Below are 20,539 nucleotides of genomic sequence, written 5' to 3'. Positions count from 1 at the left end.
ATAAGTTCAGATTGGAAGGTATTCCACAATCTCGCCGGCCTGGCGTGGTCCGTCTCCCCGCGGCCGGATCAGCAGGGCATTGGCATCGGCCAGCACATTAAGCAGTGCACTGTCTTGTCGCTCATACGCTGTGATGCCTGCATCTGCTACATGCGCACGCATATAATGTTCGCGCGGACCGTTCGGTGGTAGATCGTTGGCGAGAGGCGCCGTCAGGCGCGGGGTGCGGGCCCGGCCCAGACCCAGCATTGCCCGCACGACGGGTGCCAGAAACACATGACCGCAGACCATGGCCGAGACCGGGTTACCCGGCAGACCGACCATAACGGCCCCGTTCATGTGACCCGCCATCAACGGTTTTCCCGGGCGCATGGCGATTTTGTAGAACGCGCGTTCCATTCCCAGACCAACCGCAACGTCACCAACCAGATCATGGTCCCCCACCGAGGCGCCACCGATGGTCACGATCAGATCGGCGTCTTTGGCCAGATCAAAGGCGGTTTCCAGCGAGGCAACCGTATCGCGGGCAATGGGCAGGATTCGCGCCTTTGCGCCGATGCTGTCCAGCATGGCCTTGAGCCCATAGGTGTTGGACGCGATAATCTGATCCGGGCCCGGAGTTTCACCCGGCATCACCAGTTCATCCCCTGTGGAGATCAAAGCAATGTCCGGTTGGCGAAAGACCGAAACCTCGGCAATGTTCATGGAGGCGAGCAAGGCAATGTCAGACGGGCGCAGCAGACGCGGTGCTGCGATTTCGTCGCCACAGCGGAAATCGCTGCCTGCGGGGCGGATGTTGACAGAGTCACCAAGCCCGTCTTTTACCGTAATGCGATCGCCGTCGCGTTCGACATCTTCCTGAATGATAACCCGGTCAGCCCCCAGCGGCAGGGGGGCGCCGGTGAAAATCCGCACCGCCTTGCCTTTGGTCACGCTGCCGTCAAACCTATGGCCTGCGGCGGCCTCTCCTACAACATCAAACCGGGCCCGGGGTTCGACGGTATCGGAGTTGACCGCATAGCCATCCATGGCTGAGGCGGCGAAAGGGGGTTGATCGCGTTTTGCGGTGACAGTCCGGGCCAGAACCCGCCCCGAGGCCTGCGCCAGTGGCACGGTTTCGTGATTCAGCGGGGTGACCATTGAGAAAAGCTGCTGCAGCGCGTCATCAACCGAAATCATTGCGCCTTGTACCGCCCTGATTTTCCACCATCTTTCAGGATCACGTGAATGCCGCCAATCTCCATCGCCTTGTCAACGGCCTTGGTCATGTCATAGACGGTCAACGCGGCGGTGCTGACGGCCGTCAGGGCCTCCATTTCAACGCCGGTCTGGCCGGTGGTTTTGACGGTGCCCTCGATCCGTACGCCGGGCAGATCGGGGTCCAGCGTCAGGTCTACCGCAACCTTGGTGATGGCAAGCGGATGGCACAGCGGAATCAGGTCGGATGTTTTCTTGGCACCCATGATGCCGGCCAGACGGGCCACGGCCAGAACATCCCCCTTCTTGGCGCGACCTTCGGAAATAATATCAAAGGTTTCCCGGGCCATCCTGATGTAGCCGACCGCAACGGCGATACGCGCCGTCGTTGCCTTGTCCGAGACGTCAACCATATGGGCGTCGCCCTTGCCATCGAAATGCGTAAGGCCCGGCATTTACATGCCCCCGGCGGTCAGCGGTGCTGACAGCAGGTCGCGCGTGGCAGCCTCGACGTCATCGGCACGCATCAGCGTTTCGCCAATCAGGAAGCTGCGGGCGCCATAACGCGCCATGTCGGCCAGATCTTCGCGCGTAGACAGGCCGCTTTCGCAGACGATCATCCGGTCCACCGGCACCAGTTTCGACAAATTGCGCGTGGTATCAAGGCTGGTCTCGAAGGTATTGAGGTCACGGTTGTTGATGCCGATCATTTTGGATTTCAGCCGCGCGGCGCGTTCCAGTTCGGCTTTGTCATGCACTTCGATCAGGGCATCCATGCCCCATTCTGTGGCGGCGTTTTCAAGCTCTGCCGCCTGATCGTCGCTGACGCTGGCCATGATAATCAGGATGCAATCGGCGCCCCAGGCGCGGGCCTCGGCAACCTGATAGGTATCATACATGAAATCCTTGCGCAGCACCGGCAGATCACAGGCGGCGCGGGCCTGTTCAAGAAACTCCGGCGCGCCCTGAAAACTGGGGGTGTCGGTCAGCACCGAAAGACAAGTCGCGCCACCCGCAGCATAGGCCTGAGCCAGGTCTGCCGGGTTGAAATCAGCGCGGATCAGGCCCTTGGACGGGCTGGCCTTTTTGATTTCGGCAATCAGACCGTAGCCCTGTTTGCTGGCCTGCAACAGGGTATCGGCGAAATTACGGACAGGGCTGGCCTCGCGGGCGACGGCCTCGACATCGGGCAGGGGGCGCTCTGCCTTGGCCGCGGCGATTTCATCCAGCTTGTAGGCTTTGATTTTTTCCAGAATGGTCGGCGTGCTCATGTGGCCTCCGATGTGATTTTTGCAAGGGCGTTGATCTTGGCCAGGGCTGCGCCACTGTCGATGCTTTCGGCAGCCTGCGCGACGCCGGTTTTCAGATCTTCAGCGTGTTCCGCGACAACCAGAGCGGCGGCGGCATTCAGCAATACAGCATCACGATACGCACCCGGTGCACCATTCAGCAAGGCCCGGAAGGCGGCGCCGTTTTCTTCAGGAGTACCGCCAAGGATGTCTTCAAACGGGTGCACGGGAAGACCAAAATCTTCGGGATGCACCTCGGCCTCGCGAATGCTGCCATCGGTTTCGAGTGAGGCGATCCAGCTGATGCCGGTGATGGTCAGCTCATCCGTGCCGTCGCTGCCATGGACAAGCCAGGCGTGCTCTGACCCCAACTGGCCAAGCGTTTCTGCCATCGGTCGAATAAGATCGCGTGAAAACGCCCCGGTGAGTTGCCGTTTAACACCTGCCGGGTTGGTCAGGGGGCCAAGGATGTTGAAGATTGTCCGGGTGCCCAGTTCGGCACGTACGGGCCCGACATGGGCCATGGCCGGGTGATGCATCGGCGCCATCATGAAGGCGATTCCAACCTCGGCCAACGCCCGTTCGACAACATCTGCGCCGACCATCACATTAATCCCCATCTGACCCAGGGCATCGGCGGCGCCTGATTTCGAGCTGAGGTTGCGGTTGCCATGTTTGGCCACCGGCACCCCGGCACCGGCGACCACAAAGGCCGTCGCGGTTGAGATGTTCAGCGTGCCTTTGCCGTCGCCACCGGTGCCGACAATATCCATGGCCCCGGCAGGGGCTTTCACGGCGTTGCACTTGGAGCGCATCACGGCGGCAGCGGCGGCATATTCATCCACCGTCTCTCCCCTTGTGCGCAGCGCCATCAGCAGCCCGCCGATCTGGCTGGGCGTTGCTTCGCCTGCAAACAGGATTTCAAATGCTGCTCTGGCTTCGTCCCGGGTCAGGGGGCGGTCGGCGGCGGCGTTTATCAGCGGTTTTATTGGGTCACTCATGCGGGGACCTTCATCAGGTCAAGAAAGTTTTTCAACAGGGCATGGCCGTGCTGCGAGGCAATTGATTCGGGGTGGAACTGAACCCCCTGAATGGGAAGTTCGCGGTGTTGCAGACCCATGATCGTTCCATCGTCAAGCTCGGCGGTGATTTCCAGAACATCCGGCAGGCTGTCGCGTTCCACCACCAAAGAATGATAGCGTGTTGCCTCGAACGGCGAGGGCAGCCCGGCAAAAACACCTTTGCCCTGATGATGCACCTGACCCATCTTGCCGTGCACGATCTCGGAATGGCGTACAACCTTGCCACCAAAAGCCTGACCGATCGCCTGATGGCCAAGGCAGACACCCATAAGCGGTGTTTTGGTCTCGGCCGCAGCGAGCGTCAGGGCAAGGCAAATGCCCGCCTGATCCGGGTCGCAGGGACCGGGCGACAACAAAATGCCGGCCGGCTTCATCGCCATTGCCTCTTGCACATTCAGGGCATCGTTGCGTTTAACGACAACGTCGGCCCCCAACTCGCCCACATAATGGACCAGATTGTAGGTGAAACTGTCGTAGTTATCTATCAATAGCAGCATCTTGCCAGTCCTTGGCATTTGGGGGCTGGAGCCCCGGTACATGGTCGCGGTATACATGTTCAGTCTTGTAAGGCACCGTCAAGGGGCGCTAGGCGTTGAAACAGGCAAATTGAGGAGCAATCGCAGTGGCACGCGGAGTTTTTGGCGGCTTTGTCGCAGGCACTTTGGTTTCTGGTGTTGTGTTTGGTACGGTTTCTGTTCTGACCCCTGTACCCGGCGCAGACGCCCCAGAGGCGACCGCTCTGGAGGTTCCTGCGGGGTCCGAATTCAATCAATCGCTTGAGGATACCCAAGCCAGCCTGCCTGCGCTAGAGGTTGTGCCGGAAGGGCCTTCTGTTCCAAGAATTGCAGCGCCTGAACCGGATGATATCAAGTCGTTGCAGATGGCCGATACAGCGCCCGCAGCCCTACCTGAAACGGGGCCGGGTGACGCAACACTTGAATCGCCTGCCGCCGAAGCACGTGAAGGAGGCATCGACGTTTCCGTAGAAAAGCCCGTTCTGCCCAGCCCGCAGGCGGTTGCACCGAAGGCGCCAGCGGATGAGGAAAACCTGTCTATCTCTACCGAACCAGCGCAACCGGTTCAGCCGGAAGTGGCCGAGCAGGACACCGCGTTTTCCACGGTCGATGAGCCAGAGATAACCGAAACCCAGACGCCAGAGACAACAGAGGCCGATACCGCAGAAAACGAGATCGCTGTTTTGACAGAACCTGAGCAACCCGCGTTGCCGGTCATAGAAGAAGAGAGTTCTGCGTTCCCGAAAGAGGACACGCCGGAACCGCAAGCGGTTGAGACTGAATCGTCAGTTGAAGTGCCCGCGACCGGGCCGGAAACCGTAGAGCCGAGCGCGCCGGAAGCTGGCGATGAAGAAAACCTGGTCGTGGTTGATGGAATCGTCGAGGTGCCACCTCAGAATCCGGTCGAAGAGGCCCCCAAGACAGCAACAGAACCCGCTACGGAAGCCGGAGCTGAAGAAGAAACATCCAGTGTTGTCAGTAATTTGGCACCAGACGTTACAACCGACCGGTTGCCGTCGGTCAATAGTGACGCCGAAGCTGAGCCGGCTGCGGTTGAGGATGACATCCGCGGGGAAGAAGAGAAAGATTCAGAGTCGCTTCCGGCAATTGAACGTTTCGCGGCTGAATTTGAAAACCCCGACAATAAACCCATGATGTCGATCATTCTGATTGACAACGGCACCAGCCCCATCGGCCTGGATGCGCTTAAAAGCTTTCCCTACCCGTTGAGTTTTGCAGTGGATTCCGCCTGGCCCGGTGCGGGCGAAGCGGCGAAAAAATACCGTGACGCAGGATTTGAAGTACTTGCGATGGTCAATTTGCCGGAAACAGCCAATGCCCGAGATACAGAAGTGGCGATGCAATCCTACTTTGAAGCATTGCCCGGGGCGGTGGCGGTTATGGAGGGCGAAGGGACGGGCCTTCAATCCTCGCGTGCTGCCAGTGACCAACTGGGACCGATCCTGCTGGAAAGTGGTCACGGGCTGGTGATGTTTCCAAAAGGGTTGAACACGGCGCAAAAACTTATTGCGCGGTTGGGTGTGCCTGCGGCATCGGTCTTTCGGGATTTCGACGCAAGTGGTCAGGATGCGTCGACAATCCGGCGGTTTCTGGATAAGGCCGCGTTCAAGGCCTCGCAGGGGGATGCGGGCATTATAATGGTTGGCCGGTTGCGTGCCGACACGATCAGCGCCTTGTTGCTGTGGGGTCTTCAGGACCGGGCCAACCGCGTGGCGCTTGCACCGGTTTCGGCGGTTCTGCTGGCCCAATGACCTGATGATTTTCAGCAATTTTCCAGTGTTCGGGCCTGATCGCCTGTGCGCGCTCAGGCATCACGCCATTTGCCATTGTCGAGCCCATCCAGCGTCCAGTCGCCAATCCGGTAGCGAATGAGGCGCAAAGTGGGGTGGCCGATATGCGCAGTCATCCGGCGAACCTGGCGATTACGGCCTTCGGTAATGGCGATTTCCAGCCAGCTATCGGCGATGTTCTTGCGGTAACGAATCGGTGGATCACGCTTCCAGACATTTGGCGCGTTCATGCGGCTGACCTGGGCCGGTCTTGTGGGGCCGTCCTTGAGGGTCACCCCCTGCCGCAGGGCGGCAAGCGCTTGTTCGTCCGGGGTGCCTTCGACCTGAACCCAATAGGTTTTGGGTGTTTTAAATCGGGGGTTTGCAATGCGTGCCTGAAGCTTGCCATCGTCAGTCAGCAGCAACAGCCCTTCGCTGTCTCGATCCAGTCGACCAGCGGGATAGACCTGAGGGATATCAATATAGTCGGACAGGGTTGCCCGAGGGCTGTCAGCATTTCCCTGATCGGTGAACTGCGAGAGTACGCCAAATGGTTTGTTGAAAAGGATCAGGCGGGCCATGGTGTGAACCCTTACTGGGCGAAAAAGGGGCTCTGCCCCCGGTTTTCAGCGGTTGCCGTCGCCGTTGAAGCGCGCCGCATCGGCGGCTGCGCGGCGGATGGCGTTGGATTTGTGGACCGTTTCCATATATTCGGACTCGGGGTCGCTGTCATAGACAACACCGCCACCTGCCTGAATATAAAGCTTTTCGTCCTTTACCACAGCGGTGCGCAGGGCGATGCAGACGTCCATATCGCCGTTTGAGCTGAAATAGCCGACGCCGCCGCCATAAACGCCGCGCTTTTCGGGCTCCAACTCGTCGATGATTTCCATCGCGCGCACCTTGGGAGCACCGGATACCGTGCCCGCAGGCAGACCCGCCAACAGGGCACTTAGCGCATCCTGATCTTCGGCCAGTTCGCCGACGACGTTGCTGACGATGTGCATGACATGGCTGTAGCGCTCGATGACAAACTTTTCTGTCGGGTGAACCGTGCCGATCTTTGACACGCGCCCGGTATCATTGCGGCCCAGATCAAGCAGCATCAGATGTTCAGCCAGTTCTTTCTGATCGGCCATCAGATCAGCCTCGTTGGCGCGGTCCTCTTCGGGGGTGGCCCCCCGCGGACGGGTTCCGGCGATGGGGCGTATCGTGACCTCATTGCCAAACACGCGCACCAGAATTTCGGGACTGGCGCCGACAACCTGAAAGCTGCCAAAGTTAAAATAAAACATAAAGGGCGACGGGTTTGTACGCCTCAGGGACCGATAGAGCGAAAACGGCGGTTGGCGGAACGTCTGGGTCCAACGTTGCGAGGGCACCACCTGAAAAATATCACCTGCGCGAATGTAGTCCTTGGCCTTTTCCACGGCGGCTTTGTAGCCGTCACGGGTAAAGTTCGAAACCGGCTTGGCGTCTTCATGGGCCTCGCCCAGATTTCGGCTGGCCTGGGGCAGGGCGCGTTCAAGGTCGCGGACCGCGTCCATCACCCGCTCGGCCGCCTGCGCATAGGCCGCTTTGGCGGACTGGCCTGAACTGACCCAGGCAGGGGCAACCACAGTCACCTCGCCCTTCACGCCGTCCAGAACCGCCACCACCGACGGGCGTAGCATCAGCGCATCCGGCAGACCAAGTGGGTCGGGGTTTACATCCGGCAGATGCTCGACCAGGCGGATCATGTCATATCCCAGATAGCCGAACAGGCCTGCACTGGCGGCGGGCAGGTCATCGGGCAGGTCAATCCGGCTTTCCGCGATCAGAGATCTGAGGTTTTCAAGCGGATGGCCAGGTTCATCTTCGAAGGTTTCAGTGTCATAGCGGGCCTGCCGGTTTATCCGGCTGGTTTCTCCGTGGCATTGCCAGATAAGATCGGGTTTCATTCCGATGATCGAATAGCGACCGCGCACTTCGCCGCCTGTGACCGATTCGAGCACAAAGGCGTCTTTTGCAGCGCCCGTGAGTTTGAGCATCAGGGAAACGGGGGTATCAAGATCAGCCGCCAGACGGGTGTAGACCAGGGCGTTCTGGCCGGCGTCATACCGCTGGGCAAAATCGTCAAAGGAGGGTGTCAGTTCCAACTTTGCCGTCCCTTACTGAAAGTTTGCATGCACGGCGTTCAATGCCTGCTGGTTCAGTTGGATTCCGACACGGCCACGAATATCGTTCGCCATGGCCTGAAACAGATCCTGTGACAGATCGCCTGCGGCCTGATCCTGAAGCGCCTTGCGGAGTTGCTTTACGTCGTCGCTGTTTTCGTCAGGCGGCTGGATGTCATCAAGGCGCAGAATGAATACCCGACCGGTTCCGTCGATGATCCGGGTTGCACCCTTTTCCATACCGAATACGGTTTCGATGAAATCCGCCGGTGTCCCCGGCTGAAACCCTTGTCTGGTCAGGTCCTGAACTTGATTTGTCAGCATGCCCAGATCTTCGAAAGACGACCCTTCGTTGAGTTTCAGCAGATCGGCCTCGGCCTGCGCGTGCAGGGCTTTGACCGTTGCCTGCCTGCGCCAAGCTTCGACCACCTGATCACGTATATCTTCCAACGGGCGCAGGGCGGGTTCTACCACCTCATCAAGGCGCATGGCGAAAATGCCGCCATCATCAAGCTGAACGACTTCGGGGTAATCACTATCGCTGAGTGCCGCCGCGGACGCCTGAAAGGCCTCGTAGGCGCCGATGCCGTCATCCTTGTCGGCGTGCCAGTCGATCTGGCCAAGCTCCAGGTCCGTTTCTTTGCTCAAATCCTCGATTGTGGCGCCCCCGGCGAGCAGATCATCAATGCCGTCGATCTGCGCCTCGATGACCCGGCGGGCGCGGTCGCTGGCCAGTTCATCCCGCAATTGCGGAAGTGCCTCTTCAAAGGTGGTCTTATGCGCCTTCAGAACCGCATTGACCCGAAACAGGGCGGGGCCGACCGGACTGTCTAGCGGTCCGGTGATTTCACCGACTTCGGCAGCAAATACATCTTCACCAGCCGCTTCAAGTTCGGCGATCCCAACGTCGCCCATATCAATGTCGGTCAGGTCCAGTCCGCGCTCAGCTACAATATCTTCGAAACTTTCGCCGCCGTTGATCCGGTCCAGGGCCGCTTTGGCTGCGGCCGCATCGGGAAAGGCAAGGCGCTCCAGAAGGCGACGCTCGGGTTGGCTGAACTCTTCCAGGCGCTCTTCATAGGTCGCGCGCAGAGAATCCTCGTCGACTTCGATGGTGTCGACGATCATCTCCGGCGTCAGCCAGGCATAGGTGATGCGTTTCACCTGGGGGCTGGTGAATTCCGCCTTGTTTGCCTGGTGATAGGCGATCAGGTCTTCGTCGGTGGGGGCTGGCAGGCCGGTCACAAGGTTGTCTCGTTCCAATACCGCCCATGTAATGCTGCGACGCTCTGCCAGGTATGACAGGAGCGCGTCGGTATAGGTGTCGGGTGTGTTGACCCCGGACACAACAGCCGCTTGCAAAAGCGTCCGGGCGGATTGCGCGCGCGTTTCTTCTTCGAATTGCGCTTCGGTCAGGCCGGCCTGTTCAAGCGCGAATGTATAGGCTTCGCGGTCGAATTTGCCATCAAGACCCTTGAATGCAGCGATATCAACGATCTGGCTGCGCAGGTTTTCATCGCCAATGGATATGCCCATCTGATGGGTTTCGTCATCCAGCGCGGCGATGGCTACAAGACGCGACAGAACGTTCTGATCCACGCCTAATTGCTGTGCCTGCGCAAAACTTATTGCCTCGCCACGTTCAGCTTCCAGCGCACGAATTTCAGTTTGCAGCGCTCGGGCATACTGGTTGATGTCGATTTCAGAGTCTCCGACCGAACCGACAGACCGGACCGTGCCTGAAAGGTTTGTCACACCAAAGCCACCAAGCCCGAGAATGAGCATGCCCATCAGGATCCACACCAGAGATTTCGAGATACCTTTGCCCGCCATGTGGCCCCCTGTCTTTCGGGTGAAACTTTTGCTTGCGCGACTGTCTACGCGTTGACACCGGCAGGGGCAAGAGGCCAGCGCAGCGCCTCTAACCGGTCAAAGAGGTCGCCAATCTCGGCACGGTTGACATTGGCGAAAGCAATCCTCAGTTGGCGCGCCCCTGAAGGGTCATTTGCAGGTTGGAACATCGTTCCGGGCAGCAGCAGAATACCGGCCTCGGCCACAAGTTTTTGGGCCAGCTTATCCGATGGCATATCAAACGGATGCTGCATATAGGCAAAATAGGCACCGCAACCCAGCAATTGCCAGCCCTGCGCCGAAAGGCGGGGCATGTTGTCGTGAATGGCGGCGCGTCGATCCAGAATCTCGGCGCGTTCTCCGGCCAGCCACTGGCCAAGGTTCTTCATTCCCCAAAGGGCCGCAATCTGACCCAGTTGATTGGGGCAGATGGTGACCGTATCAAGAAACTTTTCGGCCTCGCCCAGGCGTTCCGGGGCTGCCACCATGGCGCCCACGCGATGACCAGTCAGCCGGTAAGCCTTGGAAAAGGAATAAAGCTGGATCAGGGTGTCGTGCCAGTCAGGATCCTTGAAAAGATCATGCGGAGCACCGGGGCGCGCGTCAAAATCGCGATAGGTTTCATCCACGATCAGAGCGATACCGCGACGGCGGGCAAGTTCAAAGAAGGCATGTACCAGATCGGCAGGGTATTCCACGCCGCCGGGGTTATTTGGGGTAACCAGTGAAATGGCGCGGGTCCGGTCGGTGATCAGGGCTTCGGCCTGACCGGGGTCGGGTAAAAGTTCCGCGCCAGCGGGCAATGGAACGGTCTTGACCCCGACCATGTCCAGCCACATTTTATGGTTGAAGTACCAAGGGGTTGGAAGGATAACCTCATCCCCTTCGGCGCAAAGTGTGCTGATCGCCGCACAAAACGCCTGATTACACCCTGACGTGATTGCAACGTTGCTGGCCGAGATTTCGCCCTCGTAAGCAGCACACCATTGGCTTGCCACTTCTTCGCGCAGAGCGGGCAAACCCAGAACCGGGCCGTAGAGGTGCGCCTCGGGCGTGTTCAGGGCGGCCTCGGCAATCACCTGACGCAATAGTTTTGGCGGCGGATCAACCGGGGCGGCCTGACTGACGTTGATCAGCGGGCGTTCGGGCGGAAATTCTACGCCCTCCAGCCAGCGACGCGCCTCCATGACCGGCGGGAAAAAGGTGGTTGCGGTGCGCGGCAGATGCATTTTCGTCTCCTGAGGCGGGTTTGAATGGCCGCAAACATATGTGTCATTAGCAGGGCTGGTTATCTGCCGGAAAGTTCGAAATTACGTTCCGCGATAGGGTTCGACGTATTGCAGGGCCATATCCCACGGAAAGAATATCCAGGTATCCTGGCTTACTTCGGTGACGAATGTATTGACCTGACTGCGGCCCATCGGTTTGGCATAAACCGTCGCAACATGTGCCTTCGGCATTTTAGCACGAACCACTTCGAGTGTTTTGCCGGTGTCCACAAGGTCATCTACAATCAAAACGCCCTCGCCATCGCCAATGATATCCATATCCGGTGATTTGATCACCCGCGGTTCGCTTTGGGTTTGATGGTCATAGGATTTGACGCTTATCGTATCGACGGTGCGAATATCCAGTTCGCGCGCCACGATCATCGCGGGCGCCATGCCACCCCGGGTGATGGCCACCACGGCGCGCCAACCGCCTTCGGGGGCTACACCCTGAAGGCGCCATGCCAGAGCACGGGCATCCCGATGGATTTGATCCCAACTGACGTGAAAGCCCTTTTCATGAGGGAGTCGATCGTTCATTCGTGTCACCTGTCCAGCAAAAGTTTCAGCCCCAATGCCCCCAAAAGCATTGCGGCCATTCTATCCACAATCGGTTTAGCCCCCAGATAGGCTTGCCGCGCCATCCGTCCGCTTACCAGAAACGCAAAAAGGGCGTAGAAAAGGACCTCAACTGCTATGTGGTTGCCTACGATCAAAGTGATCTCTGCCGCGCTTAATCCCTTGGGGAAGACGACAACCAGCACGGCGGCTGCGAACAGGACCGATTTGGGGTTGCCCAGGTTGATCAGCATACCATCCTTAAAGGCGCGACCGCGGGGTCTGACACTATTGCCGACAGGCTTGCTCGCAGATCGCCAGACGCTCCATGCAATGTAGAGAAGATAAAGGGCGCCGCAAATCTTCATGCTCAGATAAGCCCAGGGAAACTGCAAAAACAGGCTTTCCAATCCCAGCAGCGCCGCTAAAGTCCACAGGCCAGCCATGACGGCCAGACCAGCACCTGCAGCGAAACCTGCCGCCCGGCCGTCGGACATGGCGGTGCGCAGGGAAAACAGCAGGGCGGGGCCAGGGCTAATCAGGGCCGCGGCCAGAATGATGTTGAACGCAATAAGATCCGCCGCGGACATCGCCGGTTTCCCTTGTTATGTTGCGTCGATATCGGGGGCGTCCACTGCTTTCATACCGACGATGTGATAGCCCGCGTCGACATGCAGATTCTCGCCGGTGACGCCACTGCCCAGATCGGACAGCAGATAAAGCGCTGAATTGCCGACGTCGTCGATGGTTACGTTCCGCCGCAGGGGCGAATTAAGCTCGTTCCACTTCAGAATATAACGAAAATCCCCAATGCCGCTGGCCGCTAGTGTCTTGATCGGGCCGGCGCTGATGGCGTTGACGCGAATACGGTCCTTGCCCAGGTCCTCGGCCAGGTATTTGACCGATGCCTCAAGGGCAGCCTTGGCCACGCCCATAACATTATAATGCGGCATGACCTGTTCGGCGCCGTAATAGGTGAGGGTCAGCATTGAGCCGCCATCGGTCATGAGTTTCTCAGCGCGCTGTGCGACGGCGGTGAAGGAATAGACCGACACATCCATTGTCATCACAAAGTTTTCACGGCTGGTGTCGATGTAGCGCCCGCGCAATTCGTTCTTGTCGGAAAAGCCGATGGCATGAACCAGAAAGTCGATTTTCCCCCAGACCTTTTCGATTTCGGCAAAGGCTGCATCAATTGAATCGGGGTCGGACACGTCACAATCAAACAGATTGGTTACACCCAGTTGCGCCGCCAATGGCTCGACCCGTTTCTTGAAGGCATCGCCCATATAACTGAAGGCAAGCTCTGCACCCGCGTCAGCGCAGGCCTTGGCAATACCCCAGGCAATTGACTTGTCATTGGCCAGCCCCATGATCAGTCCGCGTTTGCCTGCCATCAAATTGTTCGACATATCTTGCCCTCGGCCTTTTGGTTAATCCATTTCCTTTAGGCGATCAGCAGTGACGCATCAAGGGCAAGGCGCAAAAGGTGGGATGCTGTTTCAGCGATACAAACATGGACTTGAGAGATGAAAAGTGATGAGGTTGCGCTAAATTTCAATTTTACCATGGCGCATCAAAATGGAACGAGACGGAATTTTCGCTGGGGACAGCCCATTTACGATCGCACGCCGCTGGCTGAGCGAGGCAGAGGCGAGCGAAATAAACGACCCAAATGCTGTTGCTCTGGCAACCGTTGACCCAACGGGATTGCCGAATGTCCGCATGGTTCTTTTGAAAGAGATCGAAGACGCGGCCTTCGTTTTTTATACGAATTACAACAGTGCAAAAGGACAGGAAATTGAGGCCAGTGGCAAAGCCGCCCTGGTGCTTCACTGGAAATCTTTGCGTCGTCAAATCCGGATTCGTGGTACAGTGACGCGTGAAGAAGGGATTCAGGCGGACGATTATTATGCGTCGCGATCTCTCAAAAGTCGGTTGGGGGCCTGGGCATCAAGACAGTCGCAGCCACTGGGGTCGCGTGCGGAGTTAATGGCGAAGGTTGCAAAGGTGACTGCACAAAAAGGAACGAATCCGCCACGGCCATCCTTTTGGGGAGGTTACAGAATCAATCCAGTCGAGATTGAATTCTGGGCAGATGGCGCATTCAGACTACATGACCGGATTGTTTGGCGGCGCGAAACATGTGAAGAAGAATGGGAAATCTTGCGTTTAAATCCGTGACATTCGCGTTACGTAAAATGCAACGCATTGAATGGTATGGGGATTTTCACCTTGCATGCGGGCACCGAATTGGAGCAAGAGTGGTTATGGTCTTGGGGATGAAGACTAGTGGGTAGGACGAAGTGAACAAAGAGAATGAAGAAATTCGCAGAGTAAAAGGGCGCGTCAAGTGGTTTGACCCGGTCAAAGGTTTCGGGTTCGTTGTCGCCGAAGAAGGCGGTCCTGATATTTTGCTTCACGCAAATGTTTTGCGTAATTTCGGGCAGAGTTCTGTCGCGGATCGCGCAGGGGTTGAGCTGGACGTTCAGGATACCGAGCGTGGTGTCCAGGCGATCGAAGTTCATGTGATTGAACCGCCAGAGGATATCGAAACCGCAGGCCTGGCCGATCTTGACGAAATAGACCCCGAGGTTATCCGCGCCGCACCTCTTGAACCTGCGCGGGTTAAATGGTTCGATAAAGGCAAGGGATTTGGATTTGCCAATACATTTGGCCGGAACGAGGACGTCTTCGTTCATGTCGAGGTTTTGCGCCGGTCCGGTCTTGCAGATTTGCAACCGGGCGAAGCACTGGCTATCCGGGTTATCGAAGGTAAAAGGGGTCGCATGGCGACCGAGGTGTGTGGATGGGAAACAGCGGTCAAGCTACCCTTAAAGTAGTGCTTACAGCTCTCTGGGCCGTGATCGGAACAACCTCGTTTTCGGGTGAATGCCGCGATGATCAGGTCTATCTGCGGGGCGATTGGGGGCAGGCCAGGTTCTCGGTTGAACTGGCTGATGACAAAGAAGAACGCGCCAAAGGACTCATGCACCGGGAAAGCCTGCCCAAAAGCAGCGGGATGCTTTTTGTTTACCCGGTACCGCAGGTTGTCGGTTTCTGGATGAAAAATACGCTGATTCCCCTGGACATGATATTCATCGACAAGACCGGCACCGTGCAACGGGTTCACCATATGGCCAAGCCACTGGATGAATCGCCGATTTTCGGTGGCAACAGCATTCTTGCGGTTCTGGAAATAAACGGCGGTTTGGCCGAAATGCTGGGTATCGTTGAGGGTTCGCAGATGCGCCACCCGGCTTTTGACGCAGAAGTTGCCGCATGGCCCTGTTAGGGCTTTTCAATTCCCCGAAAGACATTTAGACAGGCGCTCGGTCCGGGGCGTAGCGCAGTCTGGTAGCGCACCTGTTTTGGGTACAGGGGGTCGCAAGTTCGAATCTTGCCGTCCCGACCATATTTTCCACTGCATATGAATTGTGGCCGGGAGGCCATAGTGCTTCTGGATTTCCGGTTCAGCGCTTGCTTCAGCGTGTCAGTGATTTTTTTTTTGGAAGCGCTTCGTTCAAAAGCCCAATGCGTCTTTTTGCGAAAATCAAAGCTGCATGCGATACCAGTGTCTCGGCATAAACCTGCCGAAAATAACACCTTTCGGGATTTATCAACAAGCCGGTCGTTTTTGACCGGGTGGTTAAATGAATCACGCTGCCGTGAACGCCAGCGTCCGGGCGGCTCCAGTCAATGGTTTTTTCCGCGATTTTACAAAAATTTTTCGTTGACCGCCTATGGGTAAATACGCCAGATTGTGCGAGCAGGTCGACAAGCCACAACATATAGTGGTCGAGGCCAGGCAGGGACAATAACCCGACATATCCGGCCTTTAAGCCGGAAGTTATCTTCTGCGAGGCGTGCTCCTTGCGGGGACGGTCAGTTCTGCCGGTTTTAAAGTCTGCAGGGTCCGCAAGGCCGGCCCCGACGAATGGAAATGCTGGAAATGAGGCAGCTGATATGAAGATCGAAAGAAAATTCACCACCGCCGGGCAGGATGCTTATGCCACGCTGGACTTTGTGACCACCAGTTCCGAGATTCGTAACCCTGACGGAACCGTTGTGTTCCATCTGGACAATGTCGAAGTTCCTGCAAGCTGGAGCCAGGTTGCCAGCGATGTCATCGCGCAGAAGTATTTTCGCAAGGCAGGCGTGCCCGCTCGCCTGAAAAAGATTAAGGAAAAGGGCATTCCCGAGTTTCTGTGGCGCTCGGCACCTGATGGCGACGATGTGGAAACCAGCGGTGAAACAAGCGCCAAGCAAGTTTTCGATCGGCTTGCGGGGGCCTGGACCTATTGGGGCTGGAAAGGCGGCTATTTTTCAACCGAGGCTGATGCAAAAGCCTATTTTGACGAAATGCGTTTTATGCTGGCCAAGCAAATGGCCGCCCCAAACAGCCCACAGTGGTTCAACACTGGTCTGCACTGGGCTTATGGTATCGATGGCCCCAGCCAGGGCCACTATTACGTCGATTACAAATCGGGCGAGCTGACCAAATCGAGCAGCGCCTATGAACATCCGCAGCCCCATGCCTGTTTCATCCAGTCAGTGGGCGACGACCTGGTAGGTGACGGAGGTATCATGGATCTTTGGGTGCGCGAGGCGCGCCTGTTCAAATATGGCTCAGGCACCGGAACCAACTTTTCGTCCTTGCGTGCTGCCAATGAGCCGCTGTCGGGCGGCGGCAAATCTTCGGGTCTGATGGGTTTTCTGAAAATCGGCGATCGGGCTGCCGGGGCGATCAAATCGGGCGGGACCACTCGTCGCGCCGCCAAGATGGTGATTTGTGATGCCGATCACCCTGATATTCAGGAATTCATCAACTGGAAGGTCAAGGAAGAGCAAAAGGTCGCCAGCATTGTTGCCGGCTCAAAAATGCACGAGGCCAAACTGAACGATATCTTCAGTGCGATCCGGGCATGGGATGGCAGCAGTGAAGATGCTGTTGATCCCAAGAAAAACGAGCAGCTGAAGGACGCCATTCGCGGGGCGAAGAAAACAGCAATCCCCGAGACCTATGTGAAGCGTGTGCTGGACTATGCCAAGCAGGGCTATGACAGCATCGAGTTTCCGACATATGACACGGATTGGGACAGTGAAGCCTACGCATCCGTCTCGGGGCAAAATTCGAACAACTCGATCCGTGTGACCGATGCCTTCCTTCAGGCCGTCAAGGACGATGCTGACTGGGCTTTGCTGAACCGTACTGATGGTTCCGTTGCAAAGACCATCAAGGCGCGCGATCTGTGGGAAGATGTGGGGCATGCTGCCTGGGCCTGCGCCGATCCCGGTATCCAGTACCATGATACGGTCAATGCCTGGCACACCTGCCCAGAAGATGGAGAGATTCGCGGCTCAAACCCTTGTTCTGAGTACATGTTCCTTGATGACACTGCGTGCAACCTGGCGTCGATGAACCTGCTGACCTTCTTCAAGAACGGCGAGTTTGATGCGGACGGTTACATGCACGCTACACGCCTGTGGACCGTGACGCTGGAAATCTCGGTGATGATGGCGCAATTCCCGTCGAAGGAAATCGCGCAGCTTAGCTTTGATTTCCGCACGCTGGGGCTGGGGTACGCGAACATCGGCGGCTTGCTGATGAACATGGGCCTTGGGTATGACAGCGATGAAGGCCGGGCGATGTGCGCGGCGCTGACAGCGATCATGACCGGTGTGGCTTATGCCACCAGCGCTGAGATGGCGGGCGAACTGGGCCCGTTTGCGGGCTACAAGCGGAATGAAAAGCACATGCTGCGGGTCATCCGGAACCACCGTAATGCGGCCTATGGCGCCACGGAAGGCTATGAAGGTCTGGCAGTAAAGCCGGTGCCGCTTGATCTGAAGAACTGCCCTGACAGCCGCCTCGTGGATCTGGCCATGGCCAGCTGGGACGAAGCGTTGAAGCTGGGTGAAAAACACGGCTATCGCAATGCGCAGACCTCGGTGATCGCCCCGACAGGTACGATTGGTCTGGTGATGGATTGCGACACCACCGGGATCGAGCCTGATTTTGCGCTTGTGAAGTTCAAGAAACTTGCCGGTGGCGGGTATTTCAAGATCATCAACCAGTCGGTTCCCGCAGCTTTAGAAAAACTGGGCTATGGATCGGCACAGGCTGAAGAGATCGTATCCTACGCCGTGGGTCACGGTACCATTGGCAATGCGCCGGGGATCAATCACACGTCTCTGATCGGCCATGGTTTCTGTGCCAACGAGTTGGAGAAAATCGACGCGGCCCTGGGGAGCGCCTTTGATATCCGGTTCGTTTTCAACCAATGGACCCTGGGCGCCGAGTTTTGCACCAACGTCTTGGGCATCCCGGAAGCCAAACTGAACGATCCGACGTTCGATCTGCTGGCCCACCTGGGGTATTCGCGTGCTGATATCGACGCCGCCAATGACCATGTCTGCGGAACAATGACACTGGAAGGTGCACCGCATCTGAAGGCCGAGCATTATCACATCTTCGATTGCGCCAACCCCTGCGGCAAGAAGGGCAAGCGGTATCTGGGTGTCGAAAGCCACATCACCATGATGGCCGCTGCGCAGTCCTTCATCTCGGGTGCGATTTCAAAAACGATCAACATGGCCAACGATGCCACGATCGAAGATTGCCAGAAAGCGTATGAACTCAGCTGGTCCCTGGGTGTGAAAGCCAACGCCCTGTACCGGGATGGCTCGAAACTCAGCCAGCCGCTGGCGGCGAGCCTTGTCGAGGATGACGATGAAGCCGCGGAAATTCTGGAAAGCGGATCGGCGCAGGAAAAAGCAGCAACCCTGGCCGAAAAAATCGTCGAGAAGGTGATCATCAAGGAAATCATCAAATCGCAACGCGACAAGCTGCCCGAGCGGCGCAAGGGGTATACCCAGAAGGCAACAGTCGGTGGCCATAAGGTGTATCTGCGCACCGGTGAGTACGAAGATGGCCAGCTGGGCGAAATCTTTATCGACATGCATAAAGAAGGTGCCGGGTTCCGCGCGATGATGAACAACTTTGCCATCGCGGTGTCGGTTGGTCTGCAATATGGCGTACCGCTGGAGGAGTTTGTTGATGCCTTCACCTTCACCAAGTTTGAACCGGCGGGCATGGTGCAGGGCAACGACAGCATCAAAAGTGCCACGTCGATCCTTGATTATATCTTCCGCGAACTGGCCGTGTCTTATCTGGACCGTACTGATCTGGCCCACGTAAAGCCATCTGGCGCCAGCTTTGACGATATCGGGCGCGGCGAAGAGGAAGGCGTCAGCAATATCTCGGAGATGAGTGATGCCGCTGCCAGCAAATCGCTGGAAGTGTTGAAGCAGATCAGCTCGACCGGGTATCTGCGTAAACGCCTGCCACAGGAGCTGGTGGTGTTTCAGGGTGGTCAGGCCGTCGGTGGAATGGCGCTTGGCGGGGTTGCTGATCCGGTTAGCGCGCTTGAAACGCTGGTGCCCGCGACGGGTGCAACGGTTACCGCGGCGATGACAAGCACCACAACCACAGCAATGGCGTCAGGCACTGTCAGCATGGATGCCCGCACCAAGGCCAAGATGCAGGGTTATGAGGGCGAAGCCTGTGGGGATTGCGGCAACTACACGCTGGTGCGCAACGGCACCTGCATGAAATGCAACACCTGCGGGGCGACCTCGGGTTGCAGTTAAAGGGATCGCGCCCCTTAGGGGACGTGTAGGGGGATACGGTCAGAGATGACCACCCCCGACGAAACAGGGTGGGGGCGGACTTTGTGCTCTGGCCCATCCTTACACGGGGCGGGTGCGCTCGCCCCCGACGACACTCAGGCCGCAGGCAAAAAACCGGGCGGTACATAAATAGTGAGCCTGAGTGGCGAAACTACCGGGGGGCCTTGGCCCCCCGTTTTTCTTCTGAACCGTGAATGAAGTTCTAGAAAGTCGCTTTTTTGACCAAAGGCTTTGAAGTTGTGGGTCAGTGTCTGCGTGTCAATTGCCACTTTTTCGTTTTATGGTCATAGCGGATCAGCCTGTCGGCCTTTTTGCCCGGTACGAAACGCTTGGCAAACTGCCGGTGCAGCAGGGCATGGAGACGTTCAAACACAGATGGCTTGCGCCGGATTGAGCGTAGTTCCTTTCGGTAACCGCCAGGAATACTTTTCGACAATTGGTCCGGTTCGACAGTGAATGACCCCAATTGAGCGTTGACGACGTAGAGTTCGTATTTCTGCGCCATTGAACGCCAAAGGAAATAGTCACCCGCCAATTTGAGTGTTTTGAGCATCTCGAGGTCAAGATCATCATTCAGGGCTGTTCGCCAAAATGTGCTTTCCTGTTGAACTGCCATCAGTCGTGTGCCGTACATCCCGCAATCCAGAAAATGCCGTCTGATCGGGTGCGGTAGAAGCGAATCTGTTATCTCACCAGGTGCATTTCTCGTGACCGCGCGCCCGGTCAGCCAGGCGATATCCGGGTAAGTGCCAAAAATCTGAGACACGATGGAAAAGGCATGGATGTCAAATTGCTCACCCGCAGGCAGATAGCAGGTAACATCGCCCCGGGCTTCTTTCAGCCCTTTGGCAAGCGCATCATACATGCCGCTGTCGGGTTCACTTAAGACCTGTATCCGCCCGTCGGAAAACGCGTTCACATAATCAAGGGTGTCATCTGTTGAGGCACCGTCGACGACAAAGCAGTGAAACCGATCCCGCCCCTCCATGACCGAGCTTTGCGAGACGATGCTTTGGATCGTCTGCTCAATCTTCTGCCCGGCGTTATAGACGGGAATTATGATGGTGAATTCCACCGCCTACCCAGTTTGTTCTGTTGCAACAGGGCAGGGCGTAAGTGCGCAATTCACCCCTGAATCAAG

19 protein-coding genes and 1 tRNA gene are annotated in these 20,539 nt (G+C 57.3%); 6 read left to right on the top strand and 14 right to left on the bottom strand.

The annotated features are described in order from the left end of the window. Positions 1–6: 6 nt before the first annotated feature. The 5 genes from PEL8287_RS03000 to PEL8287_RS02980 are packed head-to-tail and all read right to left on the bottom strand — an operon-like array spanning position 7 to position 4,065. Positions 7–1,179, bottom strand: coding sequence for a molybdopterin molybdotransferase MoeA (locus PEL8287_RS03000; protein WP_085890849.1), 1,173 nt, complete (start codon positions 1,177–1,179; stop codon positions 7–9). Beyond that, positions 1,176–1,652: a cyclic pyranopterin monophosphate synthase MoaC gene (moaC, locus tag PEL8287_RS02995; RefSeq protein ID WP_085890848.1), complete on the bottom strand. Its 477-nt coding sequence runs from the start codon at positions 1,650–1,652 to the stop codon at positions 1,176–1,178. The genes PEL8287_RS03000 and moaC overlap by 4 nt, the downstream gene beginning before the upstream one ends. Then, a complete protein-coding gene (trpC, locus tag PEL8287_RS02990; RefSeq protein WP_085890847.1) occupies positions 1,653–2,468 on the bottom strand; it encodes an indole-3-glycerol phosphate synthase TrpC in 816 nt (271 codons plus the stop codon). Continuing rightward, complete coding sequence (gene trpD / locus PEL8287_RS02985) at positions 2,465–3,487, bottom strand: anthranilate phosphoribosyltransferase (RefSeq protein WP_085890846.1); 1,023 nt, start codon at positions 3,485–3,487, stop codon at positions 2,465–2,467. Before trpD ends, trpC begins: the two co-directional genes overlap by 4 nt. Continuing rightward, a complete protein-coding gene (locus PEL8287_RS02980; protein ID WP_085890845.1) occupies positions 3,484–4,065 on the bottom strand; it encodes an anthranilate synthase component II in 582 nt (193 codons plus the stop codon). The genes trpD and PEL8287_RS02980 overlap by 4 nt, the downstream gene beginning before the upstream one ends. A 125-nt stretch (positions 4,066–4,190) precedes the next feature. Here PEL8287_RS02980 and PEL8287_RS02975 point away from each other — a divergent pair, with 125 nt between their 5' ends. Next, on the top strand, positions 4,191–5,855 hold the full coding sequence (locus PEL8287_RS02975; RefSeq protein ID WP_085890844.1) for a divergent polysaccharide deacetylase family protein: 1,665 nt from the start codon (positions 4,191–4,193) through the stop codon (positions 5,853–5,855). A gap of 53 nt (positions 5,856–5,908) precedes the next feature. Here the strand turns inward: PEL8287_RS02975 and PEL8287_RS02970 are convergent, their stop codons facing one another. The 7 genes from PEL8287_RS02970 to fabI form a co-directional block, all read right to left on the bottom strand. Further along, positions 5,909–6,454, bottom strand: coding sequence for a pseudouridine synthase (locus tag PEL8287_RS02970; protein WP_085890843.1), 546 nt, complete (start codon positions 6,452–6,454; stop codon positions 5,909–5,911). A 45-nt stretch (positions 6,455–6,499) separates the two neighbouring features. Further along, positions 6,500–8,011, bottom strand: a complete 1,512-nt coding sequence (gene trpE, locus PEL8287_RS02965; RefSeq protein WP_085890842.1) for an anthranilate synthase component I — start codon at positions 8,009–8,011, stop codon at positions 6,500–6,502. Between the two features lie 12 nt (positions 8,012–8,023). Beyond that, positions 8,024–9,862, bottom strand: coding sequence for a peptidyl-prolyl cis-trans isomerase (locus PEL8287_RS02960; RefSeq protein ID WP_085890841.1), 1,839 nt, complete (start codon positions 9,860–9,862; stop codon positions 8,024–8,026). 44 nt (positions 9,863–9,906) lie between these two features. Beyond that, positions 9,907–11,109, bottom strand: a complete 1,203-nt coding sequence (locus PEL8287_RS02955; RefSeq protein ID WP_085890840.1) for an aminotransferase — start codon at positions 11,107–11,109, stop codon at positions 9,907–9,909. Between the two features lie 81 nt (positions 11,110–11,190). Next, positions 11,191–11,688 carry a xanthine phosphoribosyltransferase gene (gpt, locus tag PEL8287_RS02950; protein WP_085890839.1) on the bottom strand — a complete coding sequence of 166 codons (498 nt, stop codon included), beginning with the start codon at positions 11,686–11,688 and terminating at the stop codon, positions 11,191–11,193. 5 nt (positions 11,689–11,693) lie between these two features. After that, positions 11,694–12,296: a LysE family translocator gene (locus tag PEL8287_RS02945; RefSeq protein WP_085890838.1), complete on the bottom strand. Its 603-nt coding sequence runs from the start codon at positions 12,294–12,296 to the stop codon at positions 11,694–11,696. A gap of 15 nt (positions 12,297–12,311) precedes the next feature. Further along, positions 12,312–13,118 carry an enoyl-ACP reductase FabI gene (fabI, locus tag PEL8287_RS02940; RefSeq protein WP_085890837.1) on the bottom strand — a complete coding sequence of 269 codons (807 nt, stop codon included), beginning with the start codon at positions 13,116–13,118 and terminating at the stop codon, positions 12,312–12,314. A 169-nt stretch (positions 13,119–13,287) separates the two neighbouring features. Here fabI and pdxH point away from each other — a divergent pair, with 169 nt between their 5' ends. The 4 genes from pdxH to PEL8287_RS02920 all read left to right on the top strand — a co-directional run bounded on the left by pdxH (position 13,288) and on the right by PEL8287_RS02920 (position 15,121). Next, entirely contained in the window at positions 13,288–13,890 is a 603-nt protein-coding gene (gene pdxH, locus PEL8287_RS02935) for a pyridoxamine 5'-phosphate oxidase (protein WP_085890836.1), read from the top strand. A 122-nt stretch (positions 13,891–14,012) separates the two neighbouring features. Next, positions 14,013–14,549, top strand: coding sequence for a cold-shock protein (locus PEL8287_RS02930; RefSeq protein WP_085890835.1), 537 nt, complete (start codon positions 14,013–14,015; stop codon positions 14,547–14,549). After that, positions 14,516–15,001 carry a DUF192 domain-containing protein gene (locus PEL8287_RS02925; protein ID WP_085890834.1) on the top strand — a complete coding sequence of 162 codons (486 nt, stop codon included), beginning with the start codon at positions 14,516–14,518 and terminating at the stop codon, positions 14,999–15,001. The genes PEL8287_RS02930 and PEL8287_RS02925 overlap by 34 nt, the downstream gene beginning before the upstream one ends. 43 nt (positions 15,002–15,044) lie before the next feature. Continuing rightward, positions 15,045–15,121: transfer RNA gene (locus PEL8287_RS02920), tRNA-Pro, on the top strand. A 70-nt stretch (positions 15,122–15,191) separates the two neighbouring features. Here PEL8287_RS02920 and PEL8287_RS02915 read toward each other — a convergent pair. Further along, positions 15,192–15,695 carry a hypothetical protein gene (locus PEL8287_RS02915; protein ID WP_176228536.1) on the bottom strand — a complete coding sequence of 168 codons (504 nt, stop codon included), beginning with the start codon at positions 15,693–15,695 and terminating at the stop codon, positions 15,192–15,194. Here PEL8287_RS02915 and PEL8287_RS02910 point away from each other — a divergent pair. Beyond that, entirely contained in the window at positions 15,673–19,359 is a 3,687-nt protein-coding gene (locus PEL8287_RS02910; RefSeq protein ID WP_085890832.1) for a vitamin B12-dependent ribonucleotide reductase, read from the top strand. The genes PEL8287_RS02915 and PEL8287_RS02910 overlap by 23 nt on opposite strands. Before the next feature lie 283 nt (positions 19,360–19,642). Here PEL8287_RS02910 and PEL8287_RS02905 read toward each other — a convergent pair whose 3' ends face one another. Beyond that, positions 19,643–20,473: a glycosyltransferase gene (locus PEL8287_RS02905; RefSeq protein ID WP_085890831.1), complete on the bottom strand. Its 831-nt coding sequence runs from the start codon at positions 20,471–20,473 to the stop codon at positions 19,643–19,645. Positions 20,474–20,539 lie beyond the last annotated feature (66 nt).

The organism is Roseovarius litorisediminis, from assembly GCF_900172295.1.
Taxonomy (GTDB): Bacteria; Pseudomonadota; Alphaproteobacteria; order Rhodobacterales; family Rhodobacteraceae; genus Roseovarius; species Roseovarius litorisediminis.
Note: the sequence above shows the minus strand (reverse complement) of the source record. Positions and strands in the feature narration are given on the sequence as shown.